15 protein-coding genes are annotated in these 15,911 nt (G+C 59.0%); 8 read left to right on the top strand and 7 right to left on the bottom strand.

Going from position 1 to position 15,911, the window contains the following annotated elements; genetic code table 11:
• Nucleotides 1–422, top strand: a 422-nt coding sequence (locus D8U71_RS06190) for a PA2169 family four-helix-bundle protein (RefSeq protein ID WP_130887396.1), incomplete at its 5' end; no start/stop codon positions are given.
• Between the two features lie 292 nt (nt 423–714).
• Here the strand turns inward: D8U71_RS06190 and D8U71_RS06185 are convergent.
• Nucleotides 715–1,185, bottom strand: a complete 471-nt coding sequence (locus tag D8U71_RS06185) for a MaoC family dehydratase (RefSeq protein ID WP_003227420.1) — start codon at nt 1,183–1,185, stop codon at nt 715–717.
• 42 nt (nt 1,186–1,227) lie between these two features.
• A complete protein-coding gene (locus D8U71_RS06180) occupies nt 1,228–2,172 on the bottom strand; it encodes an alpha/beta hydrolase (RefSeq protein WP_130887395.1) in 945 nt (314 codons plus the stop codon).
• A gap of 225 nt (nt 2,173–2,397) precedes the next feature.
• Here D8U71_RS06180 and fadD2 point away from each other — a divergent pair, with 225 nt between their 5' ends.
• Both fadD2 and fadD1 read left to right on the top strand, forming a co-directional pair.
• The gene (gene fadD2, locus D8U71_RS06175; protein WP_024014054.1) at nt 2,398–4,086 is read left to right on the top strand and encodes a long-chain-fatty-acid--CoA ligase FadD2; all 1,689 of its coding nucleotides are present in this window, start codon (nt 2,398–2,400) and stop codon (nt 4,084–4,086) included.
• A gap of 347 nt (nt 4,087–4,433) precedes the next feature.
• Nucleotides 4,434–6,131, top strand: coding sequence for a long-chain-fatty-acid--CoA ligase FadD1 (gene fadD1 / locus D8U71_RS06170; protein ID WP_024014053.1), 1,698 nt, complete (start codon nt 4,434–4,436; stop codon nt 6,129–6,131).
• Between the two features lie 237 nt (nt 6,132–6,368).
• Here the strand turns inward: fadD1 and D8U71_RS06165 are convergent, their stop codons facing one another.
• Entirely contained in the window at nt 6,369–6,746 is a 378-nt protein-coding gene (locus D8U71_RS06165) for a hypothetical protein (RefSeq protein ID WP_016775519.1), read from the bottom strand.
• A 194-nt stretch (nt 6,747–6,940) separates the two neighbouring features.
• Between D8U71_RS06165 and D8U71_RS06160 the strand changes: the two genes are divergently transcribed.
• The 3 genes from D8U71_RS06160 (at nt 6,941) to def (ending at nt 8,788) form a co-directional block, all read left to right on the top strand.
• Entirely contained in the window at nt 6,941–7,132 is a 192-nt protein-coding gene (locus tag D8U71_RS06160) for a CsbD family protein (RefSeq protein WP_042607250.1), read from the top strand.
• Nucleotides 7,133–7,295: 163 nt separating this feature from the next.
• The gene (locus D8U71_RS06155; RefSeq protein WP_130887394.1) at nt 7,296–8,252 is read left to right on the top strand and encodes a YihY/virulence factor BrkB family protein; all 957 of its coding nucleotides are present in this window, start codon (nt 7,296–7,298) and stop codon (nt 8,250–8,252) included.
• The gene (gene def / locus D8U71_RS06150; protein WP_123443669.1) at nt 8,249–8,788 is read left to right on the top strand and encodes a peptide deformylase; all 540 of its coding nucleotides are present in this window, start codon (nt 8,249–8,251) and stop codon (nt 8,786–8,788) included. Before D8U71_RS06155 ends, def begins: the two co-directional genes overlap by 4 nt.
• Nucleotides 8,789–8,902: 114 nt before the next feature.
• Here the strand turns inward: def and D8U71_RS06145 are convergent, their stop codons facing one another.
• A complete protein-coding gene (locus D8U71_RS06145; RefSeq protein WP_130887393.1) occupies nt 8,903–9,325 on the bottom strand; it encodes a GNAT family N-acetyltransferase in 423 nt (140 codons plus the stop codon).
• Between the two features lie 721 nt (nt 9,326–10,046).
• On the opposite strand from D8U71_RS06145, the gene D8U71_RS06135 reads away from it, so the two are divergent.
• The gene (locus D8U71_RS06135) at nt 10,047–11,366 is read left to right on the top strand and encodes a PAS domain-containing methyl-accepting chemotaxis protein (protein WP_130887392.1); all 1,320 of its coding nucleotides are present in this window, start codon (nt 10,047–10,049) and stop codon (nt 11,364–11,366) included.
• Nucleotides 11,367–11,500: 134 nt separating this feature from the next.
• On the opposite strand, the gene D8U71_RS06130 is transcribed toward D8U71_RS06135, so the two are convergent.
• Nucleotides 11,501–12,925: an MFS transporter gene (locus tag D8U71_RS06130; protein WP_123443666.1), complete on the bottom strand. Its 1,425-nt coding sequence runs from the start codon at nt 12,923–12,925 to the stop codon at nt 11,501–11,503.
• 125 nt (nt 12,926–13,050) lie between these two features.
• Nucleotides 13,051–13,491 (bottom strand): PACE efflux transporter, encoded by a 441-nt coding sequence (locus D8U71_RS06125; RefSeq protein WP_130887391.1) that lies wholly within the window; start codon nt 13,489–13,491, stop codon nt 13,051–13,053.
• A gap of 122 nt (nt 13,492–13,613) precedes the next feature.
• On the opposite strand from D8U71_RS06125, the gene D8U71_RS06120 reads away from it, so the two are divergent.
• Entirely contained in the window at nt 13,614–14,486 is an 873-nt protein-coding gene (locus D8U71_RS06120; protein ID WP_130887390.1) for a LysR family transcriptional regulator, read from the top strand.
• 117 nt (nt 14,487–14,603) lie between these two features.
• Here D8U71_RS06120 and D8U71_RS06115 read toward each other — a convergent pair whose 3' ends face one another.
• Nucleotides 14,604–15,635, bottom strand: a complete 1,032-nt coding sequence (locus D8U71_RS06115; RefSeq protein WP_024014046.1) for a LacI family DNA-binding transcriptional regulator — start codon at nt 15,633–15,635, stop codon at nt 14,604–14,606.
• Nucleotides 15,636–15,911: the final 276 nt, after the last annotated feature.

Raw genomic sequence — 15,911 nt, 5'->3', positions numbered from 1 at the left:
TTGAAACCTGCAAGGACGGTCAGGAAGGGTTCAAGACTTGCGCCGAAGACATCAAGCACCCAGAACTGAAAACCCTGTTCGTGCAGCGCTCCGCCGATTGCGCCACCGCAGCGGCCGAGCTGCAGGCTCAGGTACGTTCGCTGGGCGGTGATCCGGAAACTTCGACCAGTGTTGCCGGTGATCTGCACCGTCGCTGGGTCGACGTCAAATCCATGTTCACCGGTAAAGACGAAGAGGCTGTGCTGAACGAAGCCGAGCGCGGTGAAGACCATGCGCTGAAGGCTTATCGTGAAGCGATCGAGAAGATCAACAAGCACAATCTGGTGGGCATCAAGGATCTGGTTGAGCGTCAGTACCACGGCGTACAACGCAACCACGACCAGGTGAAAGCCCTGCGTAACCAGGCTCGTGCCAACTCGTAAGAGTTAGTCGGCTGATAAAAAACGCCAGCTTGTCTGGCGTTTTTTTGTGCCCGCAGGAAAAGCCCCTCACCCTAGCCCTCTCCCGGAGGGAGAGGGGACTGACCGAGGTGAATGCCGGAGTTACGCCGACTTGAGCGATCTGAGTTGAACTCTGGTTCTGGAAGGTCTTGAAGATCGCCCGCGCCGAGCGCAGGATTTGAATCCGATGCAGATCAGCTCCCTTTCCCCCTCGCCCCCTTGGGGGAGAGGGCTGGGGTGAGGGGGTAGCAATCTACCTGACACTTCCCAATCATCAGCCAATACTGATCGCCGGCAATGTCGGCAACGTCACCGTCTGCTGTTTACGCGGCGCGAGAATCTCCGCCTCGCCATCCACCACCAATTCATCACGCTGATTGAATACGCGAGTGGCAATGCGCACGCGGAATTTCGGCAGTTTCTCCAGAATTTCCAGGCGCACCGTCAGCGTGTCGCCGATCTTCACCGGCTTCTGGAAGCTCATCTGCTGACCGATATAGATAGTGCCCGGCCCAGGCAATTCACAGGCCACCGCTGCGCTGATCAGCGCACCGCTGAACATGCCGTGGGCGATGCGCTCCTTGAACATGCTGGCGGCGGCAAACTCGGCGTCCAGGTGCACCGGGTTGTGGTCGCCCGACATCGCGGCGAACAGCTGAATGTCGCGCTCTTCGACAGTCTTGCTGTAGCTGGCGGTCTGGCCGACTTCAAGGGCTTCGTAAGGGATGTTGGTAACCTGGGTCATCGGTTTCGATTCCTGTGACGGATTTCAGTCAATCCATAAAAATTATTCGCTGCGCTGTGGGCGCCGGTGGCTCAGGGCCTGGTCGATCCAGGCGAGCACATCGGCGCTCACTTCGTCGCGATTGCTTTCATTGAATAATTCGTGCCGGGCCTGCGGGTAGATCTTCAGTTGCAGATGCTGGCTGCCGGCCCTGCGCAAGGCATTGGCCAGATCTGTCAGACGCTTGCCCTCGCTCACCGGATCACATTCGCCGCCAATCACCAGCAGCGGCAGGCCCGGATCGATCTGCGCGAGATTGGACGCTTTGCTGATTTGCTGCAACCCGCCGAGCAGGTCGATCCACAGCTGATTGGTGCAGCGAAAGCCGCACAACGGGTCGGCGGCGTACTTGTCGACCTCCGCCGGGTCGCGGCTCAGCCAGTCGAAACGGGTGCGCACCGGTTTGAATTTATTGTTGAACGAGCCGAACGACAGCCACTCGATCAATGCACTGCGGCCCTTGCCGCCCTGGCGCAGTTTTTCCAGCCGGGCGATCTGCCGCGCGACGCGATAGAGGGCCACCGGCTGGAAATTCGAGCCGCTGAGAATCGCCCCGTGCAGACTGGCGCTGTGGTGCAACAAATAGCCTTGGGCGATGTAGCTGCCCATGCTGTGGCCGAGGAGGATGATCGGCACGCCGGGATGTTGCTGGCCGATGTGCTGGTTGAGGCTGGCCAGATCGCCAACGACCTTGCACCAGCCATCGTCATCGGCGAAATGGCCGAGAGTGCCGTTGTCGGCGGTGCGGCCATGGCCACGCAGATCCGGGGCGTAGACGCCATAGTCTTTGTCGCAAAACGTGTCGGCGAGCCGCGCGTAGCGAGCGCTGTGTTCGGCCATGCCATGGGCCAGCAGAATCACCGCTTTCAATGGCGTGGCCGGCAGCCAGCGGTTGACGTACAGGCGGCTGCGGTCACTCGCGTCCAGCCAGAAGGTGTCGTGGGTCATGGCGATTCCTTTGCTCAGCATCGCCACAGTGTATAGCGCGTCTGATCAGCTCACGCCACGGCAGGAAGATTCACGGGATCAATGAGGGCTTGCGTCATATTTGCCTCAATGGCCATAGCTGCTAGTGTCCGTGAAGCTCCGCTTTGTGCTTTTCGCCTTCCATGGACGAAGCAGAAACGACAGAAAGCGGCTCCCGGATCGGCTCAGGTAAAGAGGACAAGAACAATGCAACCTGATTTCTGGAATGACAAACGCCCGGCCGGCGTACCGCTGGACATCGACATGGGCGAGTTCAAGTCGGTCATTGAAGTGTTTGAGCGTTCCTGCAAGAAGTTCGCTGACCGCCCGGCGTTCAGCAGCATGGGCATCACCCTGACCTACGCCGAACTCGAGCGCCAGAGCGCGGCGTTCGCCGGTTACCTACAGGCCCATACCGATCTGGTGCCGGGGGATCGCATCGCGGTGCAGATGCCCAACGTTCTGCATTATCCGATTGCCGTGTTCGGCGCGCTGCGCGCCGGGCTGATCGTGGTCAATACCAACCCGCTGTACACGCCACGTGAAATGCGCCACCAGTTCAAGGATTCCGGCGCGCGCGCGTTGGTCTACCTGAATCTGTTCGGGCAGAAAGTCCAGGAAGTGCTGCCCGACACCGACATCCAATATTTGATCGAAGCGAAGATGGGCGACCTGATGCCCACCGCCAAAGGCTGGCTGGTCAACACCGTGGTCAGCAAAGTGAAGAAACTGGTTCCCGAGTATTCGCTGCCGCAAGCGACCTCGTTCAAAAGCGCGCTGCGCATGGGCCGCGGCCTGGGCATCAAACCGCTGAACGTCGGCCTCGATGACATCGCCGTGCTGCAATACACCGGCGGCACCACCGGCCTGGCGAAGGGCGCGATGCTCACCCACGGCAATCTGGTGGCGAACATGCAGCAGGTGCGCGCCTGTCTGGCTCAGCTCGGCCCGGACGGTCAGCCGCTGTTGCGCGAAGGCCAGGAGGTGATGATCGCGCCGCTGCCGCTGTACCACATCTATGCTTTCACCGCGAATTGCATGTGCATGATGGTCTCGGGCAATCACAACGTACTGATCTCCAATCCGCGCGACATCGCCGGCTTCATCAAGGAGCTGAAAAACTGGCGCTTCTCGGCGCTGCTGGGTTTGAACACCTTGTTTGTTGCGCTGATGGATCACCCTGATTTCAAAACCCTGGATTTCTCCAGCCTGAAGCTCACCAACTCCGGCGGCACTGCACTGGTCAAGGCCACCGCTGAGCGCTGGGAGCAGATGACCGGGTGTCGCATCACCGAAGGCTACGGCCTGACCGAAACCTCGCCAGTGGCCTGCACCAACCCTTACGGCGATCAGTCGCGCCTGGGCACGGTGGGCCTGCCGGTGCCGGGTACGCTGGTGAAAATCATCAACGATGACGGCGTCGAGCAGCCGCTGGGCGAGCGCGGCGAGCTGTGCATCAAAGGCCCGCAGATCATGAAGGGCTACTGGAACAAACCCGAGGCCACCGCCGAAGTGCTCGATGCCGAGGGCTGGTTCAAGTCCGGCGACATCGCCGTGATCGACCCGGACGGTTTTGTGCGCATCGTCGATCGCAAGAAGGACATGATCATCGTCTCCGGCTTCAACGTGTACCCCAACGAAATCGAAGACGTGGTCATGGCCCACCCGAAAGTCGCCAACTGCGCGGTCATCGGCGTGCCGGACGAACGTTCGGGGGAGGCGGTGAAGCTGTTTGTGGTAGCGCGGGAGAGCGGGGTCAGCCTGGAAGAGCTGAAGGCGTACTGCAAAGAGAATTTCACGGCCTACAAGGTGCCGAAACACATCGTGTTGCGTGAGTCGTTGCCGATGACGCCTGTAGGGAAAATTCTGCGGCGCGAGTTGCGGGATATCGCCTAGGTCTGAACCGCAGCGCTTGTGACATTCGCGAGCAGGCTCGCTCCCACAGGTATCGATGGTTTCTGTGGGAGCGAGCCTGCTCGCGAATCTTTTGTGCCCGCTGAATTCGGGGGTTTTGGGGAGTTATAGGATTTTTGCTCTAAAATGACCGCTGGCAAGTCTTGAGTCATCAATATGACTGTAGGGGCCTCTTTTGGCTCTGGTCGGCCCTTGGCAAAGCTGCTACTCTCGGCGCGCTTTGTGACTTCTCGGCCTGTAAAACGCCGGATTCACCAATACAAAACACACACCAATAATAATCGCATCAAATGCGGTGAAGAATTCGCGTTGCTGAGGAGTGGGCTTCCATGATCGAAGACTTTTGGAAGGATAAGTACCCGGCTGGAATCGCAGCCGAGATCAATCCAGACGAGTATCCGAACATTCAGGCAGTGTTGAAGCAATCCTGCCAACGCTTCGCCAACAAACCGGCTTTCAGCAACCTCGGCAAGACAATCACCTACGGTGAGCTGTACGAGCTGTCCGGTGCCTTTGCCGCGTATCTGCAACAGCATACCGACTTGCAGCCCGGTGATCGAATCGCCGTGCAACTGCCCAACGTCCTCCAGTACCCGGTCGCGGTCTTCGGTGCCATTCGCGCCGGGCTGATCGTGGTCAACACCAACCCGCTGTATACCGCGCGGGAAATGGAACACCAATTCAACGACTCCGGCGCCAAAGCCCTGGTGTGCCTGGCGAACATGGCGCACCTGGCCGAAGCCGTGGTGCCGAAAACCGGGGTCAAGCACGTCATCGTCACCGAAGTCGCCGACCTGCTGCCGCCGATCAAGCGCCTGCTGATCAACAGCGTCATCAAGTACGTGAAGAAAATGGTCCCGGCCTATCACTTGCCCAAAGCCATCAAATTCAACGACGTCCTGAGCAAGGGCCACGGCCAGCCAGTGGCCGAAGCCAACCCGGACAGCGGCGATGTCGCGGTGCTGCAATACACCGGCGGCACCACCGGCGTGGCCAAGGGCGCGATGCTGACGCACCGCAACCTGGTCGCCAACATGCTGCAATGCAAGGCGCTGATGGGCTCCAACCTCAACGAAGGCTGCGAGATCCTGATCACGCCGCTGCCGCTGTATCACATCTATGCGTTCACCTTTCATTGCATGGCGATGATGCTGATCGGCAACCACAACATCCTGATCAGCAACCCGCGCGACCTGCCGGCGATGGTCAAGGAGCTGTCGAAGTGGAAGTTCAGCGGTTTTGTCGGTCTGAACACGCTGTTCGTGGCGCTGTGCAACAACGAAGGTTTCCGCAAGCTGGATTTCTCCGCGCTGAAAGTCACCCTGTCCGGCGGCATGGCCCTGCAACTGGCTGCGGCCGAGCGCTGGAAAGCCGTGACCGGTTGCGCCATCTGCGAAGGCTACGGCATGACCGAAACCAGCCCGGTGGCCACGGTCAACCCGATCCAGCACATCCAGATCGGCACCATTGGCATTCCGGTACCGTCGACCCTGTGCAAAGTCATTGACGATGCCGGTGTCGAGCAGCCGCTGGGCGAAATCGGCGAGTTGTGCGTCAAAGGCCCGCAAGTGATGAAGGGTTACTGGCAGCGTCAGGAAGCCACCGATGAAATGCTCGACAGCGACGGCTGGCTGAAAACCGGTGACATCGCGCTGATCCAGCCGGACGGCTACATGCGCATCGTCGATCGCAAGAAAGACATGATTCTGGTGTCAGGCTTCAACGTCTATCCGAACGAACTGGAAGACGTGCTGGCGACTTTGCCGGGCGTGTTGCAGTGTGCGGCGATCGGCGTGCCGGACGAGAAGTCGGGTGAGGCGATCAAGATTTTCATCGTCGCCAAACCGGGAGTGACCCTGACCAAAGAACAGGTCATGGACCACATGCGCGCCAACGTTACCGGGTACAAAGTGCCGCGTTCGGTGGAATTCCGCGATGCCCTGCCGACCACCAACGTCGGCAAGATCCTGCGCCGCGAATTGCGGGATGAAGAGCTGAAGAAGATCAAGGCCAAGTCTGCCGCGTAATAAAAAGCCCCGCAGATGCGGGGCTTTTTGTTGGTGCCGAGTAGGGCTTGAGTCATGCTTCGAGACTGCCCCTCACCCCAGCCCTCTCCCAGAGGGAGAGGGAGCCGATCAGGGATAATTCGGATCTTGAGTTCGGCTGGATATTTCAGGTTGGCATATTCCGCGAGAGCAACTCGGTCAGTCCCCTCTCCCTCTGGGAGAGGGCTAGGGTGAGGGGAACGGGCCGCGCCGCCAATATTACTGACGAAACGGCGCAAAATTCACATTGGTCCCCGCCGGTCGCATGTCCTGCAGATACGAATCCTTGTCCGCACTCAATTCCAGGCTCAGCGCCGCCTTGCGTTTGCCTTCGTTGCGAATCACCAGGCCTTCGAGCTTTTCGCGCAGGAACACCGTCGGCACTTTCAGGTGCAGCAACTCATCGGTGGCCGGGGTGTGCAGCAGCAAGTGAATCCACTCGTACTGACCGATGGCCAAGCGCGACACCGGCAGGTCGAACCACCAGATATTGCGGTTACGGTTCAGTTCGGCGAAGTGGCAGTTGTTGGTGCCGAGCACGGCGCCGCCCAGTTCCTGGTTGCGACGGGCGATGGCCTGGGTTTTATTGAGCTTCATGACATTCCTGCGAATCTGTGTGCCGGGCTCAGCGCCCGTAGGCTGAGCATTCTCGGGGCAACGCCGGCAAACATAAAGCGCAACCTGCGCGCCACGACGAAATGCCGGCAAAATAAATGAAACTCGGCGCAAAGCGCACCGGTCAATCGTTACGTAATGACTTTTCTTCCCTTTATGCTTCACGGAGAAACACCATGAGTAGCACAGGCGATAAAGTAAAAGGCATGGCCAACGAAGCCGTCGGTAACGTCAAGCAAGGCGTCGGCAAGGCCACTGACAACGACAAGCTGCGCGCCGAAGGCAAGGTTCAAGAGAAAAAAGGCGAAGCCCAGCAAGCGGTTGGCAACGCCAAGGACGCTGTGAAAAAAGGCGTCGACAAGGCGTAAGCGAGCCTTGAACGAATCACACGAGCGGCCATCCAAGGATGGCCGTTTTTGTATCAGAACCCTGCGGTTATCCGCCGAAGGATCGCCAAGTAGGCTACCTTGAGGTAAAAAACGGCCCCTGAGTCGCCACGACTTCAACCTTTTGCGGCGCAAGGAGACGCGAATGATATTTCCGGACATGAAAGGTCTGCCCCTGCACCGGGTGATGGTGCGCACGGTCACTGAGTTCGTCGATGACGAAATGTCGACCTACGCCTCGGCATTGGCCTACCAGATGCTGTTCTCGCTCTTCCCGTTCATTCTTTTCCTGATCGCCCTGATCGGTTTCCTGCACCTGCCGGATTTCTTCTCCTGGCTGCGTCTGCAATCCGAACTGGTGCTGCCGCCGCAGGCGCTGGAGCAGGTCAACCCGGTGATCGACCAGTTGCAGCAATCCAAGGGTGGCCTGCTGTCGATCGGTATCGTGATCGCCCTGTACACCGCGTCCGCCGGCGTGCGCCTGATGATGAGCGCGATGAATGCCGCCTACGACGTGGTCGAAGGCCGGCCGATCTGGAAGCGTTTCCCGTTGTCGATCGTCTACACCATCGGCATCGCCGGCATGCTGCTGATCGCCGCTGCGCTGATGGTGCTCGGGCCGCAGGTGATGGGCTGGATTGCCGCACAAGTGGGGCTGGAATACTTCATCGTCACGGTGTGGACGATCGCCCGCTGGCCAGTGATCGTGATTCTGATGATGGTCGCAGTGGCGCTGATCTATTACGTGATGCCCGACGTCAAACAGGAATTCCGTTTCATCACCCCAGGCTCGGTGCTGGCCGTGGTGGTGTGGATCCTCGCCTCGCTGGGTTTTGCCTTCTACGTGAAAACCTTCGCCAACTACAACGCGATGTATGGCAGCATCGGGGCGATCATCGTGCTCTTGCTGTATTTCTACATTTCCTCCGCAGTCCTGTTGCTCGGCGCGGAGATGAATGCAGTGATCGAGCACATGTCCGCCGAAGGCAAGGAAAAGGGCGAAAAAGCCCCTGGCGAGCCTGACGAATCCCCCAAACAACACGTCTCGGGCCTGGGCCGCGATCATTCGCTCAAGCCGGACACTGACGAAGCGCGACCATGATTCGTGAAATTCTGAAAATGGGTGATGAGCGCCTGCTGCGCATCGCCGCGCCGGTACCACCGGAAATGTTCAACAGCGCCGAGCTCTGGCAATTGATCGACGACATGTTCCAGACCATGGAAAGCGTCGGCGGCGTTGGCCTCGCGGCGCCGCAGATCGGCGTCGACCTGCAACTGGTGATCTTCGGCTTCGAACACAGCGAGCGTTACCCGGATGCTGAAGCAGTGCCGCAGACGATCCTGATCAATCCGCTGATCACGCCGTTGAATCCGCTGATGGAAGAGGGCTTCGAAGGCTGTCTTTCGGTGCCGGGGCTGCGCGGCGCGGTGGATCGTTATCAGCAGATTCGCTACGAAGGCTTTGATCCCAAGGGCGAGCCGATCGTGCGCGTGGCCTCGGGGTTTCATGCACGGGTGGTGCAGCATGAATGCGATCACCTGATCGGCCGGCTGTATCCGTCGCGGATTACCGATTTCAGCAAATTCGGTTTTACCGAAGTGCTGTTTCCGGACCTTGATCCCATGGCTGACGACTGATTGTCAGAACACCATCAACCCTGTGGGAGCGAGCCTGCTCGCGAACGCGGAGTATCAGAACCAACTTCGGCGCTGACACACCGCATTCGCGAGCAGGCTCGCTCCCACAAGAGTTCAGCGTAAATCTGCGGGATTGAGTTCCATCGCAATCATCGGCTTACTCCGCGCGTACCGGCTCAACCGCTCGGCCATCGCCTGCGGCAGCGGCGGATCGAAGCTGAACCCACGTCGCTCATAAAACCCGCGCAAATCAGGATGGCAGAACAGCCACACCGGCTCGTCCACCTTAGCAACCGCCGCCGCGATCAGTTGCGCAGCAATTCCCTGCTCGCGACACCCCGGATCAACAAACACCCCCGTCAGCCAATGCCCGCCCGATACTGGACGCAGGCACAGCGCCGCAACGATCTCGCCGCGCCGCGCTACCCACAATTGTGCCTCGCGCACGGCTTTCATCGACGACTGGTGGCTGCGGTAGAACTTGTTCATCAGCGGCCACAACGATTCGTCGAGCTGGCTGTAGTGGATATCGGACATGGTTCGGGCTGTCGCTGCGAAAAGCGCCGATTATAAAAGAACGCGCGCTTCGGGATAGGTGTATACCTGAACTCACACCCCTGTGAGTGGAGTACCGATCATGTCCAAAGGTATGGATTCAAAGAAAGCCGCGAAGAAGAAACCGGCCAAAACTGCGATTGAAAAACGTGCCGAGAAGAAAGCCAAGAAGGTCGACATCTTCGGCCATTAAGCAATCTCTACGGGAGCCCGTTTCGCGGGCTTCCGCTTCGCTGGCGAAAACGCCCGTTTTCACCACACTGTCTCCCGCGCTGAACCGTTTCTTGTGCAAAAAATGCCAGATACTGGCCGACTAGTGGCCTTGCGCCCGGCGTCGGGATGGCTATGCTTTGCAGGTAACTAACCATGTCGACCGTCATGCCAACAGGGCGGCGGTACCAGGTTGGTCCGTGATTCATGCTGCCAGAGTGCGCAATCCAAGGCACCGACACTGAACCAACAAGGAGCGTCATCTAAATGGAAGTTCTTCTACACGTTAGGGCTGGCCCGCTTGCGGGCTATCAAGAAAAGGATGTCTTGATCAGAGCGTCGCTGCTGGGACCCTCCGATTGATCATCATTTATCACCTGACAACTTCCTCCCGTGGAGGAAGGCGTGTGCCTGTTCTGTGGAACGTAGTGATGGATCTTGCAAGACCTGAACTTTCATCAAATCAAAAGAACGCGCGGAAGGTGATACAACCATGTTCAACCTACATCACAAGGCTGACCTGCGGGAAATCGAGCGTTTCAGCTGTGCGCTGACCGAGGCCAACGCGAAAATTGAGGCAATCAGCCGCTCGATGGCGATGATCGAGTTCACTCCGGACGGCATCGTTCTCGACGCCAACGAGAACTTCTGCAAGACCATGGGCTACAGCGCCGATGAAGTGCGCGGCAAACACCATCGGATCTTCTGTGAAGAAAGCTTCTACCGCAGCGAGGACTACGCGAAGTTGTGGCGTGACCTGGCCCGTGGTGAACCGCTCAGCGGCACTTTTCTGCGCCTGAACAAGAGCGGCCGGGAGATCTGGCTTGAAGCCAGTTACATGCCGGTGTTCGGGCCCGACAAACAGGTCAGAAGTGTGATCAAGGTCGCGGCGGACATCACCGCGCGCATCAACAAAGAACATGAAGAAGAAGCCATGCTCGCGGCGATCGGTCGTTCCATGGCGGTGATCGAGTTCACTCCCGAAGGCAATGTCATCCGCGCCAACGACAACTTTCTGCAGACCATGCAGTACACGCACCCTGAAATTGTCGGCCAGCACCACAGCCTGTTCTGTCACCGCGCCGAAGCCGAATCCGCGCAGTACAAGGCGTTCTGGGCTTCGCTCAATCGCGGCGAATATCACTCGCACCGTTTCGAGCGCAAGAACAAGTCCGGGCAGATGGTTTATCTGGAAGCCTCGTACAACCCGCTGTTCGACGCCAAGGGCCGCTTGTACAAAGTGGTCAAGTTCGCCAGCGACATCACCAAGCAGATGACCACCCTGCAAAACGCTGCGGAATCGGCCCACAGCACCTCGGTACAAAACGACGCCTGCGCGCAAAAAGGCTCACAAGTCGTGCAGCAGACCGTGCAGATTATTCAGGATATTTCCCGCGATCTGAACGAAGCGGCGGTGAGCATCGATGCGGTAAGCAAACAGTCGGACATCATCGGCACCATCGTCCAGACCATTCGCGGCATTGCCGATCAGACCAACCTGCTGGCACTCAATGCAGCGATCGAAGCCGCGCGCGCCGGTGAGCATGGACGCGGTTTTGCCGTCGTCGCCGATGAGGTGCGCAGCCTCGCCGCGCGGACCAGTCAGGCCACTCTGGAAATTGTCGACGTGGTGCGCAAGAACCACGACCTGTCGCTGAGCGCGGTGTCGAGCATGCAGTCGAGCCTGAGCCGAACCGGGTTGGGCGTGGAGCTGGCGAACGAGGCGGGCGAGGTGATCCTCGAGATTCAGCAGGGCTCGCGGCATGTGGTGGATGCGATCAGTCAGTTCAATGAAACCCTGCAATTGAACTGAGCTGTTCAACGTCACCAATAGCCAATGTGGGAGCGAGCCTGCTCGCGAAAGCGTTATGTCAGCCAGCACATGTCTTTCTGATACGACGCCTTCGCGAGCAGGCTCGCTCCCACAGTTGAGTCCTGCGTTGGCCTTCAACGATGAGCAATATTCTCCAGCGCCAGATTACGCGTACGCGGGCCGAACCAGCCGATGGTCAGCATCACGATCAGCATGCTGCTGACGATAAACGCCAGTACCCCCGGCGTGCCGAAATTATCCAGGAACATGCCGATCAGCAGACTGCTGAACACCGTCGACAAGCGACTGAACGAATAGCAGAACCCGACCGCGCGGGCGCGGATGTTGGTCGGGAACAGTTCGCTCTGGTAGGAGTGATAACTGAAGCTCAGCCAGGCGTTGCAGAAGGTGATCATTACCCCGCAGAAGATCAGCCCGAATGCGCTGCTCTGCAGGGCGAACAGGGTGCCGAAGGTCATCGCGCCGAGGGCCGAGCCGACGATCTGCCATTTGTTTTCGAAACGGTTGGCGAACTTCACGAACAGCAACGGCCCGAGCGGGTAGGCGAGGGTGATGATGAAGGCGTACATCAAACTGTGGGTGACGCTCACGCCTTGCCCCGAAAGCAGCGCCGGCAACCAGTTGCCGAAACCGAAGAAACCGATCGCCTGAAAGATATGAAAAACGATCAGCATCAACGCGCGACGGCGGTACGGCGGCTGCCAGATATCGGCGAAACGGCCCTTGCCTTCGACATCGACTGACACTGGTTCCGGCGCATCCAGCGCTTTGCCGTAATCCTTGGCGCAGCGCGCTTCGAGATGGTCGAGGATCCGGTTGGCCTCATCAAAGCGACCATGCTGCGCAAGCCAGCGCGGCGATTCCGGCAGACGCTTGCGCAGCCACCAGATAAACAGCGCAAACACCGCGCTGGCCAACACTACCCAACGCCAGCCGGAAATGCCGAACGGCGCTTGCGGCACCAGCCACCACGACATCAAGGCCACCGCCGGCACCGAGAGGAACTGCACGAAAAACGCGAAGGCAAACGCCGAGCTGCGCATGCGCTTGGGCACCAGTTCCGAGAGGTAGGCATCGATCGTCACCAATTCGATACCCAAGCCGATGCCGACCAGAAAACGCATGCCAATGATGCCCAGCGCCGAGGTCTGAATGCCCATCAGCACTGTCGCCACCGTGTACCAGATCAGCGCGAAGGTGAAGATCGCCCGGCGGCCGAAACGATCCGCCAGCGGACTAAGCAGGCTGGCGCCGAGGAACAGGCCGAGGAACGTCGCCGAGGCAAACGCCGCCTGATCGGAGAAACCGAACACCCCCTGATTGCCCGTGGCGAACAAGCCGTCGCGAATCAGCCCAGGACTGATGTAGGCGGTCTGGAACAGATCGTAGAGTTCGAAAAATCCGCCGATCGACAGCAGCGCCACCAGACGCCAGATGGTAGCAACGGCGGGCAGCCGATCGATGCGGGCGGAAATTTCGGCGGCGCGTACCGGGTCGATGCCATCACTGGGCGCGGCGGCGGGAGCGTGAGCAGTCATAGGCTGATCCATTTTTTATTGATGGAAAAGCTTAGCCTGCTATCGGTGTTAGCGGATTGTGAATGTCGGCGGTTTAACAGGTTGAACCGCTGATTTCTCGCAATATCTGCTTACGAATTAGCGATTTATGTCGCAGCGGTAGAATCCGGCAGCGCCGAGCTCGGCAGGCCGAAAATGCGGTCGAACAGCCAGTTGAATACGAAGGTGTAGCACGGGATGAAAATGATCAGTGCCAGATCCAGCAGGAACGCCTGCATCAGGCTGATGTTCATCCACCACGCAATCAGCGGAATCAGGAACACGATCAGCGTCAGTTGAAAGCCGACCGCATGGGCGATGCGCCGTTTGACCGTACGGGTGCGCGAGATCTGGCGACTTTCCCAGCGCTCGAACAATGAGGTGTAGATGAAATTCCAGGTCACGGCGATGCTGGTGATGATCACCGCCAGCGGCCCGGTGCTGCCCGGCGATGTACCCGACAACAACGCCAGACCGAGGGCCGAGAAGGTCATGCCGATCACTTCGTAGAGCGACACGTAGACCAGTTTGCGTTTCACGCCTTGCATACAGATTTGCCTCTTTCTTGCCGAATGTTGGCCAGCAGGGCTGGCGAAGGCGGCGAAAGATAGCTTCAATAGACCTGACAGAAAAAGTCGGTAGCTTTCAGTTTTATTGATAGGTGAGGCATTTGAATTTCAGTAGCGACAGCATTGAGTTGTTTCTCGCGGTGATCGAACGCGGCTCGTTTTCCGCTGCGGCGCGGCAGTTGGGCAAGGTGCCCTCCGCGGTGAGCATGGGCATTGCCAATCTTGAAGCGGAACTCGGTTACCCGCTGTTCGACCGCAGTCATCGCGAGCCGCAACCCACGGCGATGGCGCAGTCGTTGGTGCCGCACGCGCGACTGATCGCCGAGCAGCTCAAGCAGCTGCAAGTGCACGCGGTGGAGCTGTCGCTGGGGCTGGAAAGCAGGTTGTCGATCGGCGTGGTTGCGGACGTTGATCGGCGGCGCTTGCTGGCAGCGATCAAGGTGATTGCCGAGCGGCATCCGTTGCTCGACATCGAAGTGCTGACTGCGCCGCAGGATGATGTGCTGGCGATGTTGCACACTGGCAGGGTCAGCGTGTGTCTGGCGTTCGCCGGTTTGAGCGTGAATGCGCTGGAGCGGTTTCAGTTTGTCGGCAGCGAACGCATGATCGCCACGCTGGCGGCGGACAGCCCGTTGTTGCAGGGGCGGGATGTGTTTCTTGAGGATCTGGTGCAGGTGCGGCAGATCATCGTCGCCAGCCGTGACTTGCCGATCAGCGAAACGCGACCGTTGGTGGCCGAGTCTTACTGGCGTACGGACAATCTCGAGACGGCAATGGAGATGGTCGAAGCGGGGTTGGGTTGGGGGAATTTTCCGCTGTCAATGGTGCAGCCGTGGCTGGAGGCGGGACGCTTGAAACGGCTGAATTTTCGCAACATCGAAAATGGCCTGGTGCTGCCGGTGCACGCGGTGTGGCTCAAGAGCCAGCCCTTGCAGAAGGGCGCGCAGGCCCTGGTTGACCTGCTCAGCCATTGAGCACAACACAAAACCCCTGTAGGAGCTGCCGAAGGCTGCGATCTTTTGATCTTGTTCTTGAAAGCAAAATCAAAAGATCGCAGCCTTCGGCAGCTCCTACAGGGGATCGCGTGAGTTTCAGGTACTCTCGCGCACCTTAAGCTCAAACCCCATGTCCTCCACCGGCCGCGCCACTTTGTTACCCGCCATCAACGTCAGCATCTGCTCTGCCGCGCGCCGGCCGATCGCCTCACGGGGGGTGTTGATGCTGCTCAGGCGCGGCACCATGTGCTCGGACATCGGCAAATCGTTGAAACCGAGGATCGCCACCTGCTCGGGAATCTTGATGCCGTTACGCAAGGCTTCCAGCAGCGCGCCTTGGGCCAGGTCATCGTTGCCAAAGAAAATCGCATCAACATCCGGATGCGCCGCCAGCAATTGCAGGAACAACTCGCCACCCAAGCCCACCGACGAAGCACGCGGTGTCAGCACTTCCAGATCCGGGTCGTAACGGCCTGCCTTCTGCAACGCCTTGCGGAAACCCTCACCGCGCAGCAATGTGCGCTGATCCAGCTGCGCACCAATGTATGCCAGACGTTTACGCCCACGAGACAGGAGATGTTCGGCGGCAGTTTCCCCGGCGCTCAACTGCGAGAAACCCACGCAATTGACTCCGGCAGCACTGTCCAGCTCCATCATGTACACGCAAGGAATGTTGCTGGCCTCGATCATCCGCCGCGAACTTTCCGTGCGATCAAACCCGGTCAGCAAAAAGCCGCGCGGCTGATAAGCCATGTAGTTGCGCAGCAGATTTTCTTCTTCATCGCGCGAGTAGTGGAAGTTGCCGATCAGCACTTCGAAGCCCTTGGGCGTCAGCACCCGATGAATGGCTTCCAGCGTGTCGATGAACAGCAGGTTGGACAGCGACGGCACGAGTACCACTACCGAATGGCTCTGCGCCGAGGCCAGTGCGCGGGCGGCGGGGTTGACCACGTAGTTGAGTTCGAGCGCGGCTTTCTGCACTTTTTCCACCAGTTCGGTGGCTACCGTGCTCACCCCGCGCAAGGCGCGCGAGGCAGTGATCGGGCTGACGCCGGCCAGGCGGGCTACTTCGTTGAGGGTCGGACGGCCGGTGGTGCGGGTATTTTTATCGTTCTTGGGGGAGGTCATCGGGCGGCTTGCCAAACAAAAATCAAGGCACTAAGGTAGCGCTGTCCTGATGCAGCTGCAAATGCGTGAGCGCGGTCCTGCCTGATCAGTGCTCTTTGGCGTCAGGAACAAACCTGCTGCAACCCAAAAAAACGACAAGAAGGCGTCGGCAACTTCTGCCTGTGCACTAGAGTCATAGCTAGCAAAGGTAGCGCTGTCTGCGCGCTGAGGTGTTATATGAGTCATCCCATCACCGCCCTGGTCATCATGGGCGTTGCCGGTTGCGGCAAGACGTGC

Origin of the sequence: Pseudomonas sp. Sample_21, from assembly GCF_004307525.1 — a bacterium.
Classification (GTDB): Bacteria; Pseudomonadota; Gammaproteobacteria; order Pseudomonadales; family Pseudomonadaceae; genus Aquipseudomonas; species Aquipseudomonas atacamensis.
This window is presented reverse-complemented; position numbering and strand designations above follow the sequence as displayed.